The organism is Promicromonospora sukumoe (genome assembly GCF_014137995.1).
GTDB classification, from domain to species: Bacteria; Actinomycetota; Actinomycetes; order Actinomycetales; family Cellulomonadaceae; genus Promicromonospora; species Promicromonospora sukumoe.
On the sequence record NZ_JACGWV010000002.1, the window covers coordinates 878470 to 894198 of the forward strand.

The window sequence follows — 15729 nt, forward strand, 5'->3', positions numbered from 1 at the left end:
TGGGTGTGTCGGGTCAGCGGAGCTCGGCGATGACCGTCTTGAGCTCCGTGTAGTCGTCCAGGCCGAAGGAGCCCAGCTCGCGGCCCCAGCCGGACTGCTTGAAGCCGCCCCGCGGGAGGGTCACGTCGTCGGCGTGCCAGGTGTTGAGCCAGACCGTGCCGGCCCGGAGCTTGCCGCCGACCCGGTGGGCCGTGCTCAGGTCGCGCGACCACACGCCCGCGGCCAGGCCGTAGACGGTGTTGTTGGCGGCCGCGACGACCTCCTCCTCCGTGTCGAAGGGGATGGCCGTGATGACCGGGCCGAAGATCTCGTCGGTCTGGACGGCCATCCGCTCGGTCACGTCGGTGATGAGGGTCGGGGAGAAGAAGTAGCCGCGGTCGGCGGCCGGGTCGGGGCTGCCTGCGGCGATGGTGGCGCCGTCGGCCACCGCGCCCCGGACGTAGCCCATGACCTTCTCGTGCTGCTCCTGGGAGACCAGCGGCCCCATCGTGGTGGCCGGGTCGAACGCGTCGCCGACCTTGATGGCCTTGGCCGCGGCGGCCACACCCTCGATCACCTGGTCGAACACGGCGCGCTGGACGTAGAGGCGCGAGCCGTTGACGCAGCACTGGCCCTCGTTGAAGTACCCCGCCAGGGCGGCGCCCGCGATGGCGGCGTCGAGGTCGGCGTCGGCGAAGATGATGTTGGGCGCCTTGCCGCCCAGCTCCAGCGACACCTTCTTGAGGTTCTTCGAGGCGCCCGCGGCGATCTTCTTGCCGACCTCGGTGCTGCCGGTGAAGGCCACCTTGTCCACGCCGGCGTGGTCCACGAGCGCGGCGCCCGCGTCCCCGAACCCGGGCAGGACGTTGACGACGCCGGCCGGGAGGCCGGCCTCCAGCAGCAGCTCGCCGAGCCGGAGCGCGGTGAGCGGGGTCTGCTCGGCGGGCTTGAGCACCACGGTGTTGCCCGCGGTGATCGACGGGATGATCTTGAACGCGGCCATCGTCAGCGGGAAGTTCCACGGCACGATGCCGGCGACCACACCGATCGCCTCGCGGCGCGTGTAGGCGTGGAAGTCTCGGCCGGGCACCGACATCGGGATGGTCGTACCCTCCATCTTCGTGGCCCAGCCCGCGAAGTAGCGGAACAGCTCGGCGGCCACGCCGACGTCGCCCCGGGCGGACGCGAGGCTCTTTCCGTTGTCGAGCGACTCGAGCTGCGCGAACTCCTCGGTGCGCTCGTCGATCATGTCGCCGATGCGCCACAACAGGTGCGAGCGGTCCCGCGGCGTCATCCGCGACCACGGGGAGCCGTCCTCGAAGGCGTTCCGGGCGGCGGAGACCGCACGGTCGGCGTCGACCGCGGAGGCCTGGGCCACCTGGACGAGGACCTCTTCGGTCGCGGGATTCACCGTCGCGAAGGTCTGACCGTCCTTGGCGTCCACCCACTCGCCGTCGATCAGGAGCTGCTTCGGGGAGGAGAGGAACGAGGAGACGGCGGGCAGGAGGTGGGAGTTCTCGGACATGGAGAGCCTTCCAGGTGTCGGGATCTGTTTCGAGGTCGGTGGTGGTCTGGTGCTCGGGCCGCGGCTACTTGATGATCAGCACCTTCGATCGGTCGAGGGTGAGCGCGACGGCGGCGACGATGATCGCGCCGTACAGGATCTGCTCGTAGGCCGACGGGACGCCGACGATCGGCAGGCCGACCCGCAGCAGCGTCACCACGAGCGCCCCGGCGAGGCTGCGCCACAGCGAGCCGTGGCCGCCGGTGATGGCGGTGCCGCCCACCACGATGGCCGCCACCGCGGGCAGCAGCAGGTTGTCGGCCATGGTCGGGCTGCCGCTGAAGTTCCGCGAGACCAGCATGACGGCGGCCAGGCCCGCGCAGGCGCCCGAGAGGGTGAACGCGCCGATCTTGACCAGGTCGACGGGCGCGCCGCCCAGCCGGGCGGCGGACTCCGAGTAGCCGGTGGCCCGCACCCAGCTCTCCAGCGGGGTGAGCTTGAGAACCAGGGAGACGACGGCGACGAGCACCAGCGCGACGACGAACGCCATCGGCAGCACGCCGGCGACGTAGAGCGTGAGCCACTTGGTGGAGTCCCGGTCGGCCAGCGGGATGGGGCCGGCGTCCGAGATCACCAGGGCGATCGCGGCGAAGATGCTCATGCCGCCGAGGGTGACGATGAACGACGGGATGCGCAGCAGCACGTGGACCACGCCCTGCAGCGCCCCGATCGCGCCGGTCGCCGCGATGATCGCGAGGGTGGTGGCCCCGCCGAGGTCGGGCAGCCACAGCGCGAAGAACACGGTGGCGAGCGAGCAGAGCGCGGCGATCGACAGGTCGATGCCGCCGCACAGGACCACCACGGTGGCGCCGGCCGCGAGCACGATGAGCGGGGCCGCGGTCCGGACCGCGGCCGTGAGGCTGCTCAGGGTGAGGAAGCCGGGGTCGGCGATGGTCAGCGCCGCCAGCAGCACGACGAGCGCGATGACCGGCATGAACGACGTGAGCCGCTGGCCCACGGTGGGCCGGTGGACGACCGGCGCGTCGGGGGCCGGCTGGGCGAGGACGGGGGTGGACATGCTCAGACCATCTCCTTGACGAGGTCGAGCGGGGTGGGCTTGCCCCCCGCGGGGGCTGCGACCTCCTTGGTCGCGCGGCCGTCGCTCATCACGATGATGCGGTCGGACATGCCGATCGCCTCCTCCAGGCTGTCGGCCAGCAGCACGGTGGCGACGCCGCTGTTGGCGAGCTCGCGCATGAGGCGGTAGACCTCCGAGCGCGCCCCGATGTCGAGGCCACGGGTCGGGTGGTCGAGCAGCAGCAGGCGGACGTCGCCGGCCACGAGCCAGCGCGCCAGGACCACCTTCTGCTGGTTGCCGCCCGACAGCCGCTGGATCGCGGTGCCCCGGTGCGGGGTGCGGATCGAGAGCCGCTCGATCCACCCGTCCACCAGCGACGCCTGCTTGCGCGGGCGCACGACGGGGCCGCTGCAGCGGGCCTGCTGCTTGGTCAGCGTCATGTTGTCGGCCACCGACATCGGCCCGACCATGCCCTCGGTCTTGCGCTCGGCCGGCACGTAGCCGACGCCGGCGGCGCAGGCCGCGCGGGTGCCGGACAGCTCGAGCTTCTTGCCGTCGAGCACCACCTCGCCCGCCGTCGTGGGCTCGGCGCCGAACAGCGCCCGGCACACGTCCTCGCGGCCGGAGCCGTGCACGCCGACGATGCCGACGATCTCCCCGGCGTGCACGTCGAGGTCCACGTCGCGGAAGGTCTTGCCGGACAGGCCGCGCACCTCGAGGCGGGGCCGGCGGGGCTCGTCGGACCGCTCGGCGGCGCCGTCGTGGTAGTGGTCGTCGGCCCCGGTCGAGCCGATCATCATGCGGTGCAGCTCGGCCGGCGCGGCGCCCTCGGCGGGCACCTCGCCCACCGACTGCCCGCCGCGGAGCACGGCGACCCGGTCGCAGACGTCGAGCACCTCGTCGAGCCGGTGCGAGACGAAGACGACGGACGCGAACTCGCGCAGCCGGCGCACCTGGGTGAACAGGGTGTCGATCTCCTTGGACTCCAGCACCGAGGTGGGCTCGTCGAGGATGATCACCGGCGGGTGGGACGTGCGCTCCTCGATGCGGAGCACCTTGGCGATCTCGACCATCTGCCGGTCGGCGAAGCTCAGGGTGTCGGTGCGGGCGAGCGGGTCGATGTGCGACCCGATCTTGTCGAGCTGCTCCTGCGCGAGCTTGCGCATGGTGCGCCAGCGGTAGACGCCGCGGCGCACGCCCGGGCCCTCGCTGCCGAGCACGATGTTCTCGGCGGCGGTCAGGTTGGGCACGAGCGACTGCTCCTGGAACACCATGCCGATGCCGTGGTCGGCGGCGTCCATGATGCTCCGCAGCTTGACCTTCTCACCGCGCACCCAGATCTCGCCGGCGTCGGGCCGCACCAGGCCGACCAGCGCCTTGAGCAGCGTGGACTTGCCGGCGCCGTTCTCGCCGGCCAGGCCGAGCACCTCGTGCTGGCGCACGACCAGGTCGACGCCGTCGAGCGCCTTGACGCCCGGGTAGTGCTTGACCAGGCCGCGTACCTCGAGGGCGGCCGGGGACCCCGGCGCGCGCGGCCCGGGGTCGATCTGCAGGTCGGTTGTCACTTGGTCACCTGGTTCCTACGACGCTGTGGGATGACGGCGGCCGCGACGGCCGCGACGACGATGAGGCCCTGGACCCCGCCCTGCCAGTACGGGCTGACGCCGACCTGGACCAGGCCGTTGGTCAGCACGGTCACCAGCAGGACGCCGACCGTGGACTGCAGGATGCCGCCCCGGCCGCCGATGAGCAGGGTGCCGCCGACGACGGCGGCCGTGATGGCCGAGAAGTCGTAGCCCCGGCCGGCCTGGACCAGGCCGGCGCTGAGCTGGCTGGTGACCATCACGCCGGCCAGCCCGTAGAACGCGCCGGCCATCGTGAAGACCGCCACCTTGTAGGGCGCGACCCGCACCCCGGACAGGGCGAGCACCTCCTCGGCGCCGCCGATCGCGAACGCGTACCGGCCCAGGCGGGTGTAGCGCTGGACCAGCCAGGCCGCGATCACGCAGGCCAGGGCGATCCAGGTGAGACGGGCCAGCCCGAGGAACCGCTCGACGGCCCAGCCCTCCAGCATCGCGTCGGAGATGTTGGGCTGAACGCCCGCGAACATGAGGGTGGCCACGCCCAGGCCGACGGCGGAGACGCCGAGGGTGGCCATGAACGAGGGCACCTTGAGCACCACGAGGGCCAGCCCGCTGAGACAGCCGAGCGCTGCCGCGACGAGCACGGCGACGAGGACGCCGACCAGGCCGAGGTCGTTGTCGTTGCGGTTGTTGGCGACCAGCAGGGCGACCGTGATCGCGGAGGCGCCCATGATGCCGGGCGCGGACAGGTCGATGGACCCCATCATCAGCACGAAGCTGATGCCGCAGGTCACGACCGCGAGGACGGCCGCGGCGTCCAGCACGTTCTGCACGTTCGAGAACGTCCGGAAGCCGGGGCTCATGGCCGCGAAGACACCGAAGAGCACGACGAGCGCGATCGGTGGACCCGCGTCCATGAGGGACACCCCCCGCCGAGGCCGGGGGCGCTGCGCGTGCACGACGTCGGTGTCGGCTTCGGCGGGGGATGTCGTCATGGTCACGACATCGCGCCCTGCGAGCGGCTGAAGAGGTTGTCGCAGGCGAAGTCGGCCTCGTCGGTCTCCGGGGAGACGAAGTCGGCGACGTTGTCCTGCTCGATGAGGAACTGCTCCGCGTACCAGGCGCGGTCCTCGTCGGCGATGTCCTCGGCGGCGAGCTCGCCGGTGGCCACGCAGTAGCCGATGGCCAGGCCGATGCCGCCCTGCCACGGGCCGTCGCTGGAGACGGTCGCCGTCATGGTGCCGTCCTCGATCGCGGTGAGCGCGTCGGGCACGGCGTCGATGCCGACCACGGCCACGTCGTCGCGGCCGGCCTGCTGGAGCGCCTCCAGCGCGCCGAGCGCCATGTCGTCGTTCGCGGCCCAGATGCCCTTGACGTCGTCACCGTGCTTGGTGAGCAGCGTCTTGGTCACCTCCAGCGCCTCGGCGCGGGAGAAGTTGGCGGTCTGGTCGTCGAGCAGCTCGACGTCCGGGTTGGCGGCCAGCGACTCCTCGAGCCCGGCGAACCGGTCCTTGGCCGCGCCGGTGTCCAGGATGCCCTGGAGGGCCACGATCCCGCCGGAGCCGCCGATGGCCTCCGAGAGCGCGTCGCCGATCTGCTTGCCCGACTCCACGCCGTTGTAGGTGAGGTGGGACAGCCAGTAGTCGTAGTCGGTGACGTTGAGGTCGGCCGGCTTGTTCCACTGGGTGACGAGGTACGCGCCCGCCGCCTCGGCGCCCTCGACGATCGGCGGGGTGTCCGAATCGCCGTTGGGCAGGATGTTCATGACCAGGCAGTCGGTGTCGCCGGCGAGGAGCTGGCTGATCTGCTCCTGCTGGCGGGTCGAGTCGCCGTCGTACGTGAGCCGCTCCTGCGTGAGGCCGACCTGCTCGGCGAAGGCGTCGCCGCCGTCGAGCCACGAGGCCTCGTAGGGGTTGGACTCGTTGCGGACCTGGCCCACCAGGGTCACGTCCGCGGGGTCGCAGCCTTCGGCCGCGGCGGTCTCGCCGCCGCCTCCGGCAGCGGTTTCGGTACAGCCCGTGAGGGCGGCAGCCACCAGGGTGACGCCGACGACGGCGGCCGTGTGTCGAGAGGTGAACTTCATTGTCGATCCTCGATTTCGTTCGTTGCCGGTGTCCGGCGGTGGGACTTGTGGGGTACGGGTCAGATCAGCGGGCCATCCAGCCGCCGTCGACGACCAGCACGTGGCCGTTGACGTAGTCGGCGGCCGGGGAGCTGAGGAACACGGCCGAGCCGGCGATGTCCTCGGCGGTGCCCCAGCGGCCGGCCGGGATGCGTTCGAGGATGGAGCGGGAGCGGTCCGCGTCGTCGCGGAGCGCCGTGGTGTTGTCCGTGGCCATGTAGCCCGGCGCGATGGCGTTGACCTGGACGCCGTGCGGCCCCCACTCGTTGGCCAGCGCCTTGGTCATCCCGGCCACGCCGTGCTTGCTCGCGGCGTACGACACCACCCGCAGGCCGCCCTGGAAGGACAGCAGGCTGGCGATGCTGACGATCTTGCCGTGGCCGCGCTCGACCATCGGGCGGCCGAGCTGCTGGGTCAGGAAGAACAGCCCGTTGAGGTTGACGTCGAGCACGCGCTGCCAGGAGTCGCGGCTCACGTCGACGGAGTCCTCGCGGTCGATGATCCCCGCGTTGTTGACCACGACGTCGATCTGCCGGGTGGCGTTCAGCTCGGCGGTGACCTGCTCGACGGCGTCGAGGTCGCTCACGTCGAGGTCGACGACCTCGGCCTTGACGCCCGTCTCGGCGACCAGGTCGCGGGTCGCGTCCTGGCGGCCGGGCCGGCCGAGCAGGACGACGTCCGCGCCCGCGCTCGCGAGGCCGACGGCGACCGCCTGGCCCAGGCCGCGCCCGGCGCCGGTCACCACCGCGCACCTGCCGTGCAGGTCGAAGGGGGACGTCACAGCTCCTCCAGCGCCACGGGGCTCAGGTCGGTGTAGACGTTGTTCTCGCCGGCCATCGCCCAGATGAAGGCGTACGAGCCGGTGCCCGCGCCGGAGTGGATCGACCAGGGCGGGGAGATGACGGCCTCGCGGTTGCGGAGCACGAGGTGGCGGGTGGCGCCGGGCTCGCCCATGAAGTGGAAGACGCGGTCCTGCTCGTCGAGGTCCACGTAGCAGTAGATCTCGGTGCGGCGGTCGTGCAGGTGCGGCGGAAAGGTGTTCCAGACCGAGCCGCTGGCGATGACCGTGACGCCGAACTGGAGCTGCGAGGTCTTGACGTCCTGGCCCCAGACGTAGCGGAAGAGGTTGCGCTCGTTGGCGGCCTCGGCCGAGCCCAGCGCGACCGGCTCCACCTCGCTGTGGCGCAGCGCCGCGGTCGGGTAGGTCGCGTGCGCCGGGGCGGACACGAAGTAGTAGGCGGCGTCGGCGCCGCCGAAGGTGACCTCGCTCCCCCGGCCGACGAAGAGACCGTCGAGGTGCTCGAGCTCGAACTTCTCGTCGTCGACGACGACGTGGCCGGGGGCCCCGACGTTGATGATGCCGAGCTCGCGGCCCTCGAGGTGGGACTGCGTGCCCAGCACGTCCGACCAGGCCGGCAGGCCGAGCTCGCCGGCGCCGGGGACGGCCCCGCCGATGAGCAGCCGGTCGTCGTGGGTGTAGGTGCCGTTGACCTCGCCGCTCACGAAGAGGTCGGGGACGAGGAAGTTCTCCCGCAGGTCCGCTGTGGTGGCCGTCTCCGCGCTGGACGGAGATGTCGAGTATCGAACCTGGATCACGTAGTTGCCCCTCGTCGGTCTGCGAACTGCGTTCGTCTGTGAACTGCGTTCGTCTATGTGAACTGGTCTGAAGATAGACGCGATCCGGCTCACGGGTCAAGGGGCGGAAACCTGTCCATGTATGCGAACTCGCGGTACTGTCGTATTCACCCCCGGGGAGGGCCCGGTGCACCGCAGTAGGACCAGAGGAGAGTTCATGCAGCTTCAGAAGGAGTTCAAGAGGGAGTCGAACGGCGGCCCCGACGCCGGGCCGGTCAAGTCCGCTGCCCGTGCCCTGGACCTGCTGGACGACATCGCCGCGCACGGCCCCGGAACTCAGCTGCAGCTCTCGACGCGCCTGAACATCCCCAAGAGCAGCCTGCACGCGCTGCTGCGCACCATGACCGACCGCGGCTGGCTGCAGACCGACCCCACGGGGAGCGTCTACCAGCTCGGCATCCACTCGCTCGTGGTCAGCTCGGCCTACCTCGACGGCGACCCGGTGCTGGCCCGCGCGGCGTCCGTGCTCGACGAGGTGGCCGCCGCCACCGAGGAGACGGTGCACCTCGGCCGCCTCGACGGCGCCGACGTCATCTACACCGCCAAGCGGGAGTCGGTGCACCCGCTGCGCATGCACTCCGCCGTCGGGCGCAGGCTTCCGGCGTACGCCACGTCGCTGGGACGCGCCCTGCTCGCCGAGATGCCGGCCGAGTCCCGCCGCGACCTGGTGCCCGAGTCGATCGCCGCGATCACGGCCAAGACGACCACCAAGAAGGAGGCCGTGCTGGAGATCATCGACCGCGCGGCCTACCAGGGCTACGCCACGGAGAGCGAGGAGTCGTGCATGGGCGTGCGCTGCTTCGGCGTCGCGCTCCCCTTCGGCCACCACGCCGTGGACGCGATGAGCGTCGCGGTGCCGATCAGCCGGCTGGGCGACGGGCGCGAGGACCTCATCATCGAGACGCTGCTCAGCGTGAAGTCCCGGCTGGCGGCCGTGCACGACAACAGCATGGTGCGCTGAGGGGCAGACCCCGAAGAGTGACGCAGCCCACATTCCGAGCGAAACCCCGCCCGACCGGTGCATCTGTACTGGTCGGGCGGGGTTTTGCCGATTTAGCCCGGATGAACGTCATGTGAAGGAGTGCGCCGGCGGCGTCCGGAGCGCCATCCGGAGCGCGGATGCCTCCGAACGCCCAGCATGACCCTTTCCGCAACGGCATCTCGCGGTCATCTCGGACAACTCCTCTCGGCCGTGCGCTCGGCCGTCCCGCAGCTCATCGCCTTCGGGGGCGTGGGCCTCGTGGCGTTCGTCGTCGACGTGGGCACCTACAACGCGCTGCGTGCCGGCGTGATGACGGACCAGGTCATCTGGGCCAAGGTCGTCTCGGTCACGGTCGCGACAGCCGTCGCCTGGCTGGGGCACCGGTACCTCACCTTCCGCAGCACCCGCCGCCCCGCGGCGGCCACCGAGCTGGTCCTCTTCGTGCTGGCGAACGCCGGCGGGCTGCTGATCGCCGCGGGCTGCCTCTTCGTCTCGCACTACGTGCTCGGCTTCCGGTCCACCCTGGCCGACAACATCGCGGGCAACGGCGTGGGCTTCGCGCTCGGCACCGCCTTCCGGTACGTGGCCTACCGGTTCCTCGTCTTCTCCCCGGCGAAGGGAGGCACGGCATGAGGACGCCGCTCCTCGCCCTGGCGGCCGGCGCCGTCCCCGGCCCGCTCCTGACCCCCGAGCCCGAGCGGGCGCCCGCGCCCGCCGACGTGCCCAACCGCGGCGTCGTCGACCCGAACCTGGCCGACGTCGCCCGCGGCGCCGGCGACCTGGACTGGGTCGCCCTGGCCGGGTACACCGCGCTGGTGCTGCTCGCCCTGGCCCTCACCGCGGTGGCGGTCACCACCCTGTGGTGGATGCTCTACGCCTGGCGGTCCAAGGGGACCCTGGAGAGCACCGGGTTCTCGCGGGACCCGCACCCGCCGCGGAACACCTTCACCCTGCTGGTCCCCGGGCGGCACGAGGAGGAGGTGATGGGCCGCACGCTCGACACGCTCGCGACCCAGACGCACCCGCACGTGCAGATCATCGCGATCGTCGGGCACGACGACCCGGGGACCGAGGCCGTGTGCCGCGCGGCCGCCGAGCGGCACCCCGACCGCATCGAGGTCGTCGTCGACGACAGCGTCCCGAAGAACAAGCCCAAGGCACTCAACCGGGCGCTCCCGTACGCGACCGGCGACGTCGTGGGCGTGTTCGACGCCGAGGACGAGGTGCACCCCGACCTGCTGCGGCACATCGACTCCCGGTTCACCGAGACCGGCGCGCTCGTGGTCCAGGGCGGCGTGCAGCTGATGAACTTCCACACGAGCTGGTGGGCGCTGCGCAACGTGCTGGAGTACTACTTCTGGTTCCGCTCGCGGCTGCACTTCCACGCCGGTGCCAGGTTCATCCCGCTGGGCGGCAACACCGTGTTCATCCGTCGCGAGGCCCTGATACGTAACGACGGGTGGGACGCCGACTGCCTCGCGGAGGACTGCGAGCTGGGCGTGCGGCTCTCCAGCCAGGGCGCGGAGGTCGCGGTCGCCTACAGCCCGCAGTACGTGACCCGCGAGGAGACCCCGGGGTCGCTCGCCTCCCTGTACAAGCAGCGCACCCGCTGGAACCAGGGGTTCCTCCAGGTGCTGCGCAAGGGCGAGTGGCGCGCACTGCCCACGCGGTCGCAGCGCGCCTTCGCCCGGTACCTGCTCGCCATGCCGTTCCTGCAGGCCGCCACGGGGCTGCTCATCCCGCTCTCGGTGTGCCTAATCCTGTTCGCGAAGGTGCCCACCGCCGTGGCACTGCTGACCTTCGTGCCGCTCGCGCCCACCCTGGTCACGGTCGCGGTCGAGGTGGCGGGGCTCGACGAGTTCGGCCGCCTGTACGGCGCGAAGGTCCGGGCCCGGGACTACGTCCGGCTGATCCTCGGGACCATCCCCTTCCAGGTGTTCCTCGCGCTCGCCGCCATCCGGGCCGTGGTCCGGGAGACCCGCGGCGAGCGCGGCTGGGAGAAGACCGAGCACACCGGGGCGCACCGCACCGCCGAGTCCGCGCCGCTCCCCGACCTGGCGGCCGAGACCGCCGTGGTCCGGAAGGCGGCGGCATGAGCGCGCCGGCCATCACCAGGCCCTCCCCCGTCTCCGGCCCGACGACGGCGTCCCGCCCCGCGCGGCGCCTGACCGAGTGGACCCGCCGGCACGCCCGTTCGCTGCTCTGGCTCGCGCCCGTGCTGGTCGTCGGCGCCGTCGTGAACCTCGTCAACATCGGCGGGTCCCCGCAGCGCATCGACGACGAAGGCACCTACACCGCGCAGGCGTGGGCGGTGGCGCACCTCGGCGAGCTCGCGCACTACACCTACTGGTACGACCACCCGCCGCTCGGCTGGCTGCAGATCGCCGGGTACACCCAGCTCACCGGCGCCTTCGCGCGCTGGGACGTCGCGGTGCTGGCCGCGCGCGAGGCGGTGATCGTCGCGACCCTGATCGCCACGGTGCTGCTGTGGGTGCTCGCCCGTCGCGTGGGGCTGTCTCGCGGCGTGGCGTCGGCCGCCGGGCTGATCTTCGTCCTGTCCCCGCTGGCGGTGCAGTTCCACCGCACGGTCTACCTCGACAACATCGCCGTGCCGTGGCTGCTGGCGGCCTTCCTGCTCGCGACCAACCGCAGGGGGCAGCTCGCCGCGTTCGCGGGGTCGGCGGTCGCGTTCGGCGTCGCCGTGCTGACCAAGGAGACGTTCCTGCTGGCCCTGCCCGTGCTGGTCTGGGTGATGGTGCGCTCCGCGCACCGGGAGACCCGCCGGTACACGCTGTCGGTGGCCACGACCGTCCTGGTCCTCATCGGCGGCAGCTACCTGCTGCTCGCCGCGGTCAAGGGCGAGCTGTTCAGCGGGGCCGGCCGCGTGAGCCTGATGGACGGGATCACGTTCCAGCTCGGGTCCCGCGAGGGCAGCGGCTCCCTGACCGATCCCGACTCGCTCCTGAACCGCACCCTCGGCCTGTGGTGGCAGCTCGACCAGGTGGTCATCGTGCTGGGGCTGCTCGCCGCCGTCGCGGCGCTCGCCCTGCCGCGCCTGCGGCCGTACGGGGTGCTCGTGCTCGGCCTGGTGCTGTTCATGCTCCGGCCCGGCGGCTACCTGCCGGTCCCGTACGTGATCGCGCTGCTACCGTTCGCGGCGCTGCTGATCGCCGGTGTCGTGGACGCCGCGGTCCGGGTGTTCGGCCGCCGGCGTGCGGCGCGCTCGGGTGCGGTGCGCCAGGGCAGGCCCCGCCGCGCGCTCGCGACGGGCGTCGTGGCGGTCGCCGCGATCGGCGCGATCGGCGCGGTGGCCGCGGTGCCGCTGTGGACCACCCAGCTGCGCGGCTTCCTGCTGGCCGACCTGGACCGGCCGCTGCGCTCCGCGCAGACCTGGCTCGCGGAGAACGCCTCCCGCGACCAGCGGCTGATCGTCGACGACGCCATGTGGGTCGACCTGGTCCGCGCCGGCTGGGACCGCGACAACGTGATCTGGTACTACAAGCTCGACACCGACCCCGCGGTGCGTGCGGAGTCGCCCAACGGCTGGCGTGACGCCGACTACGTGGTCACCACCGACTCGATGCGCACCTTCCCCGGCGCGTTCCCCGAGGTGCAGCAGGCGATCGACAACTCCGTCGTCGTCGCGTCGTTCGGCGAGGGCGCCCAGGCCGTCGAGGTACGCCGCGTCGTCGCCTCCGGGAGCGACGCCGGCGGCGACGCCCAGGACCAGGCGGCCGCGGTACGCGCCGAGCTCGGCGAGCAGCTCGCCGCCAACCCGGGGCTGCGGCTCGCCGACACCGACCGCGACCTGCTGCGCGACGGGCAGGTCACCGCCCCCGTCGTGTCGGTGCTGGGCGCGCTCGCCGGGGCGGGCGGCGCGACCGTGTCGGGCTTCCCCGTCGTCGACGGCGAGGAGGGCCAGGCGCTGCGCCAGGTGTCGATCTCCCGGATCGACGGCGGGCCCGCCGTCGTGGACGGCGCACCGAGCACGGACGCGAGCGCCCTCGTGGCCTCGCTGTCCGGGGCCTACGCACCCCAGGACGTCCGCGTCAGCGGCGACGCCGTGGTGCTGCGCTACCCGCTCACCAACCTGCAGGACCCCACGGAAAGGAACGCATCATGAAGCACTCCCGCACCTCCCGTATCGGGGTGACCGCTGCCGTGGCGGCCCTCGCGCTGCTGCCGGGCACGGCCGCCGTCGCGACGGCCGCGTCCCCGGGCGCCGCGACGCCTGCCGGGGCCACGTCTGCCGAGGTGACGTCCACCGGGGCCGTCGCCGCGCCGAAGGGCAGCGGCTGGCTGCGCCTCGGGCACCTCTCGCCCGACACCAAGTCCGTGGACGTCAGCGTGTCGGCGCTCAGCGGCGGGTCCACCGTTTTCGAGCTCGACGGCGTGGGCTACGGGGACGTCTCCGGCTACGAGTCCCTCCCGACGGGGAGCTACACCGTGAGCATGGTGCCCGCCGGTGCGTCGAGCTCCAGCGTGCCGGTGATCTCCGAGACGGTGCGCATCTCCGCGAAGGAGGCCACGACGGTGGCCGCCTACGGGTCGAGCGACGACCTCAAGGTGCGGACGTTCGCCGACGACCTGACCGAGCCGGGCGCCGACAAGGCCCGCATCCGGCTCATCCAGGCCTCGACCACCACGCCCGAGGTGGACGTCATGACCAGCACGGGCCAGGCGATCGTCGAGGGCGCGCAGGCGGGCTCCGCCACCCGGTACGCCGAGATCGACGCCGGGGACTGGTCGCTGGAGCTCACCGGCGGCGACGTGCGGGACACCGCCGACGTCACCGTGCGGCCCGGCAGCGTGACCACCCTGTTCGTGCTGGACACCGCGGACGGCGGGCTCACCGTCCAGCCCGTGCTGGACAGCTCGTCGGTGGGTGACGTGCCCGAGGGCGGCGTCGACACCGGCGGCGGCTTCCTGACCGGCGACTCCCTCGCCGCGCTGCCGTTCGCGTCCTGGGTGCGCACCGTCCCCGGACCGGTGATGACCTGATGCGGCCCGCGAAGGTCGCCGTGGCCGCCGTGGGCGCCGTCGTCGTGGCCGGGGGCGCCGCCGTGCTCGCCGTCGGCGGGGGCGAGACGCACGACCACGCCGAGCAGGCCGCGCCGTCCGGGTCCGCTCCCTCGATGCTGTCGTCCGGCACCACCGCGCTGGCCGACCTCGACGTCCCCGAGCAGGCCGCCGCGTTCCTCGACGGCTGGGTGGACGACGACGGCCGCGTGGTGCGCCGCGACGAGGGCGGCGACACGGTGAGCGAGGGGCAGGCCTACGGGCTGCTCGCCGCCGTGGCCGCCGACGACGAGGAGTCGTTCGACGCGATCTGGGACTGGACCACCGCGGAGCTCGTCCGGGACGACGGCCTCCTGTCCTGGCGCTGGGCCGACGGCGAGGTCGTCGACGACGAGCCCGCGTCGGACGCCGACCTCGACGCCGCGCGGGCGCTCGTGCTCGCCGGGGACCGGTTCGACCGGGACGACCTGCGCGCGGACGGCACCGACCTCGCGGACGTCATCACCGACCGGCTGACCGTCGAGACCTCGCTCGGCCGCATCCTGCTGCCCGGGCTCTGGGCGGCCGAGACCGAGCCGTACGCCTACAACCCGAGCTACGCGTCGCCGGCGGCCTTCGACCTGCTCGGCGAGGCCACCGGGGACGAGCGGTGGGCCGAGCTGAACGAAGGGAGCGCCGCGGTGACCACCGAGCTGCTCGACGCCACGGCCCTGCCGCCGGACTGGGCGCAGGTCCACGAGGACGGCCTGGTCGAGGCCATGCCGGGCCCGCTCGGCGGCGGTGACCCGGTGCAGTACGGGTACGACGCGCCCCGGCTGGCGCTGCGCTACGCGGAGTCCTGCACGGCGGGCGACGTGCAGCTCGCCGGCCAGACGTACGCGGCGCTGGAACGCCTCGACGAGCCCGCGGCGCGGCTCGACCTGGGCGGCGGGCCGCTGACCGAGGACCGGTCGCCGCTGAGCCTGACCGCCCGTGCGGCGGCGGCCGCCGCCGTCGGCGAGGAGCAGGCGGGCAGGGACGACCTGGACGGTGCGGCCGCGCTGGCCACGGAGCACCCGACCTACTACGGGCAGGCGTGGGTGGTGCTGGCGTCGGCCATGCTGACGACCGACACGCTGGGCGGCTGCGCCCCGCTGCCGGGAGCGTCGTCGTGACCGCCCGGACGGGCGCGCGTCTCGCCGGAGCGCGGCTCGCGGCCGCGGGCCTGGCGGCCGCGCTGCTGCTCGGCGGCTGCGCGGGCTCGGACCAGCACGCCGGCGGCCACGGGGGCGAGCCGCAGGCGTCGGACGCCCCGGACGACTCGTTCGCCGCCGGGGCGATGCAGGACCCCGCCGCCCCGAAGGCCTCGGACGGCGCCGAGACCGCCGAGCCGGTCCGCATCAGCATCCCGTCCATCGACGTCGACGCCGGCTTCGAGAACCTGGGGATCGGGCAGGACGGCCGACTTGAGGCGCCCGTCGACTACGACCTGGCCGGCTGGTACGCCGACGGCGTGGAGCCCGGCGACGTCGGGCCGGCCATCGTGGCCGGGCACGTGGACTCCCGGACCGCCCCCGCCGTCTTCGTGCGGCTGGACGAGCTCGACCCCGGGGCGGAGGTCCTGGTCGAGATGTCCGACGGCGAGGTGCTCACCTTCGAGACGACCCGGTCGACCCAGTCGGCCAAGTCGGCCTTCCCGACCGCCGACGTGTACAGCAACGTCCCGGCACCCGAGCTGCGGCTGGTCACCTGCGCCGGCGACTTCGACTCCGGCAGCGGCCACTACGTCGACAACCTCGTCGTGTTCGCCGAGCTGCGCGACCGCACGACCTCCTGACGAAAGGACGC

Annotated in this window: 14 protein-coding genes; 7 read left to right on the forward strand and 7 right to left on the reverse strand. The window is 72.7% G+C overall.

From position 1 onward, the window contains the following. Positions 1–13 precede the first annotated feature (13 nt). The 7 genes from FHX71_RS20905 to kduI form a co-directional block, all read right to left on the reverse strand. The gene (locus FHX71_RS20905; RefSeq protein WP_182619366.1) at positions 14–1504 is read right to left on the reverse strand and encodes an aldehyde dehydrogenase family protein; all 1491 of its coding nucleotides are present in this window, start codon (positions 1502–1504) and stop codon (positions 14–16) included. Positions 1505–1568: 64 nt separating this feature from the next. Beyond that, entirely contained in the window at positions 1569–2561 is a 993-nt protein-coding gene (locus tag FHX71_RS20910; RefSeq protein WP_182619367.1) for an ABC transporter permease, read from the reverse strand. 2 nt (positions 2562–2563) lie between these two features. Then, complete coding sequence (locus FHX71_RS20915) at positions 2564–4126, reverse strand: sugar ABC transporter ATP-binding protein (protein WP_182619368.1); 1563 nt, start codon at positions 4124–4126, stop codon at positions 2564–2566. Next, entirely contained in the window at positions 4123–5061 is a 939-nt protein-coding gene (locus FHX71_RS20920; protein ID WP_220490224.1) for an ABC transporter permease, read from the reverse strand. Before FHX71_RS20920 ends, FHX71_RS20915 begins: the two co-directional genes overlap by 4 nt. Before the next feature lie 80 nt (positions 5062–5141). After that, a complete protein-coding gene (locus tag FHX71_RS20925) occupies positions 5142–6227 on the reverse strand; it encodes a sugar ABC transporter substrate-binding protein (RefSeq protein ID WP_182619369.1) in 1086 nt (361 codons plus the stop codon). A gap of 64 nt (positions 6228–6291) precedes the next feature. Then, positions 6292–7047 carry a 2-dehydro-3-deoxy-D-gluconate 5-dehydrogenase KduD gene (kduD, locus tag FHX71_RS20930; RefSeq protein ID WP_182619370.1) on the reverse strand — a complete coding sequence of 252 codons (756 nt, stop codon included), beginning with the start codon at positions 7045–7047 and terminating at the stop codon, positions 6292–6294. Beyond that, a complete protein-coding gene (gene kduI / locus FHX71_RS20935; protein ID WP_182619371.1) occupies positions 7044–7862 on the reverse strand; it encodes a 5-dehydro-4-deoxy-D-glucuronate isomerase in 819 nt (272 codons plus the stop codon). The genes kduD and kduI overlap by 4 nt, the downstream gene beginning before the upstream one ends. A 196-nt stretch (positions 7863–8058) precedes the next feature. Between kduI and FHX71_RS20940 the strand changes: the two genes are divergently transcribed. From FHX71_RS20940 to FHX71_RS20970, 7 genes are all read left to right on the forward strand, one after another. Beyond that, positions 8059–8862, forward strand: coding sequence for an IclR family transcriptional regulator (locus FHX71_RS20940; protein WP_182619372.1), 804 nt, complete (start codon positions 8059–8061; stop codon positions 8860–8862). A gap of 231 nt (positions 8863–9093) precedes the next feature. Further along, the gene (locus tag FHX71_RS20945) at positions 9094–9516 is read left to right on the forward strand and encodes a GtrA family protein (protein WP_312877160.1); all 423 of its coding nucleotides are present in this window, start codon (positions 9094–9096) and stop codon (positions 9514–9516) included. Then, the gene (locus tag FHX71_RS20950; protein WP_182619374.1) at positions 9513–10979 is read left to right on the forward strand and encodes a glycosyltransferase family 2 protein; all 1467 of its coding nucleotides are present in this window, start codon (positions 9513–9515) and stop codon (positions 10977–10979) included. The genes FHX71_RS20945 and FHX71_RS20950 overlap by 4 nt, the downstream gene beginning before the upstream one ends. Then, a complete protein-coding gene (locus tag FHX71_RS20955) occupies positions 10976–13006 on the forward strand; it encodes an ArnT family glycosyltransferase (RefSeq protein WP_182619375.1) in 2031 nt (676 codons plus the stop codon). The genes FHX71_RS20950 and FHX71_RS20955 overlap by 4 nt, the downstream gene beginning before the upstream one ends. Next, the gene (locus FHX71_RS20960; RefSeq protein WP_182619376.1) at positions 13003–13884 is read left to right on the forward strand and encodes a DUF4397 domain-containing protein; all 882 of its coding nucleotides are present in this window, start codon (positions 13003–13005) and stop codon (positions 13882–13884) included. The genes FHX71_RS20955 and FHX71_RS20960 overlap by 4 nt, the downstream gene beginning before the upstream one ends. Next, complete coding sequence (locus FHX71_RS20965; protein ID WP_182619377.1) at positions 13884–15056, forward strand: glycosyl hydrolase family 8; 1173 nt, start codon at positions 13884–13886, stop codon at positions 15054–15056. The genes FHX71_RS20960 and FHX71_RS20965 overlap by 1 nt, the downstream gene beginning before the upstream one ends. Next, positions 15053–15718 carry a class F sortase gene (locus FHX71_RS20970; RefSeq protein WP_182619378.1) on the forward strand — a complete coding sequence of 222 codons (666 nt, stop codon included), beginning with the start codon at positions 15053–15055 and terminating at the stop codon, positions 15716–15718. The genes FHX71_RS20965 and FHX71_RS20970 overlap by 4 nt, the downstream gene beginning before the upstream one ends. The last annotated feature ends 11 nt before the right edge of the window (positions 15719–15729 follow it).

Excerpts from the sequence above, each read along its gene's own strand:
- FHX71_RS20905 (WP_182619366.1), bottom strand. The coding sequence starts at position 1,504 with ATGTCCGAGAACTCCCACCTCCTGCCCGCCGTCTCCTCGTTCCTCTCC.
- FHX71_RS20910 (WP_182619367.1), bottom strand. The coding sequence starts at position 2,561 with ATGTCCACCCCCGTCCTCGCCCAGCCGGCCCCCGACGCGCCGGTCGTC.
- FHX71_RS20920 (WP_220490224.1), bottom strand. The coding sequence starts at position 5,061 with ATGGACGCGGGTCCACCGATCGCGCTCGTCGTGCTCTTCGGTGTCTTC.
- FHX71_RS20925 (WP_182619369.1), bottom strand. The coding sequence starts at position 6,227 with ATGAAGTTCACCTCTCGACACACGGCCGCCGTCGTCGGCGTCACCCTG.
- FHX71_RS20940 (WP_182619372.1), top strand. The coding sequence starts at position 8,059 with ATGCAGCTTCAGAAGGAGTTCAAGAGGGAGTCGAACGGCGGCCCCGAC.
- FHX71_RS20950 (WP_182619374.1), top strand. The coding sequence starts at position 9,513 with ATGAGGACGCCGCTCCTCGCCCTGGCGGCCGGCGCCGTCCCCGGCCCG.
- FHX71_RS20955 (WP_182619375.1), top strand. The coding sequence starts at position 10,976 with ATGAGCGCGCCGGCCATCACCAGGCCCTCCCCCGTCTCCGGCCCGACG.
- FHX71_RS20960 (WP_182619376.1), top strand. The coding sequence starts at position 13,003 with ATGAAGCACTCCCGCACCTCCCGTATCGGGGTGACCGCTGCCGTGGCG.
- FHX71_RS20965 (WP_182619377.1), top strand. The coding sequence starts at position 13,884 with ATGCGGCCCGCGAAGGTCGCCGTGGCCGCCGTGGGCGCCGTCGTCGTG.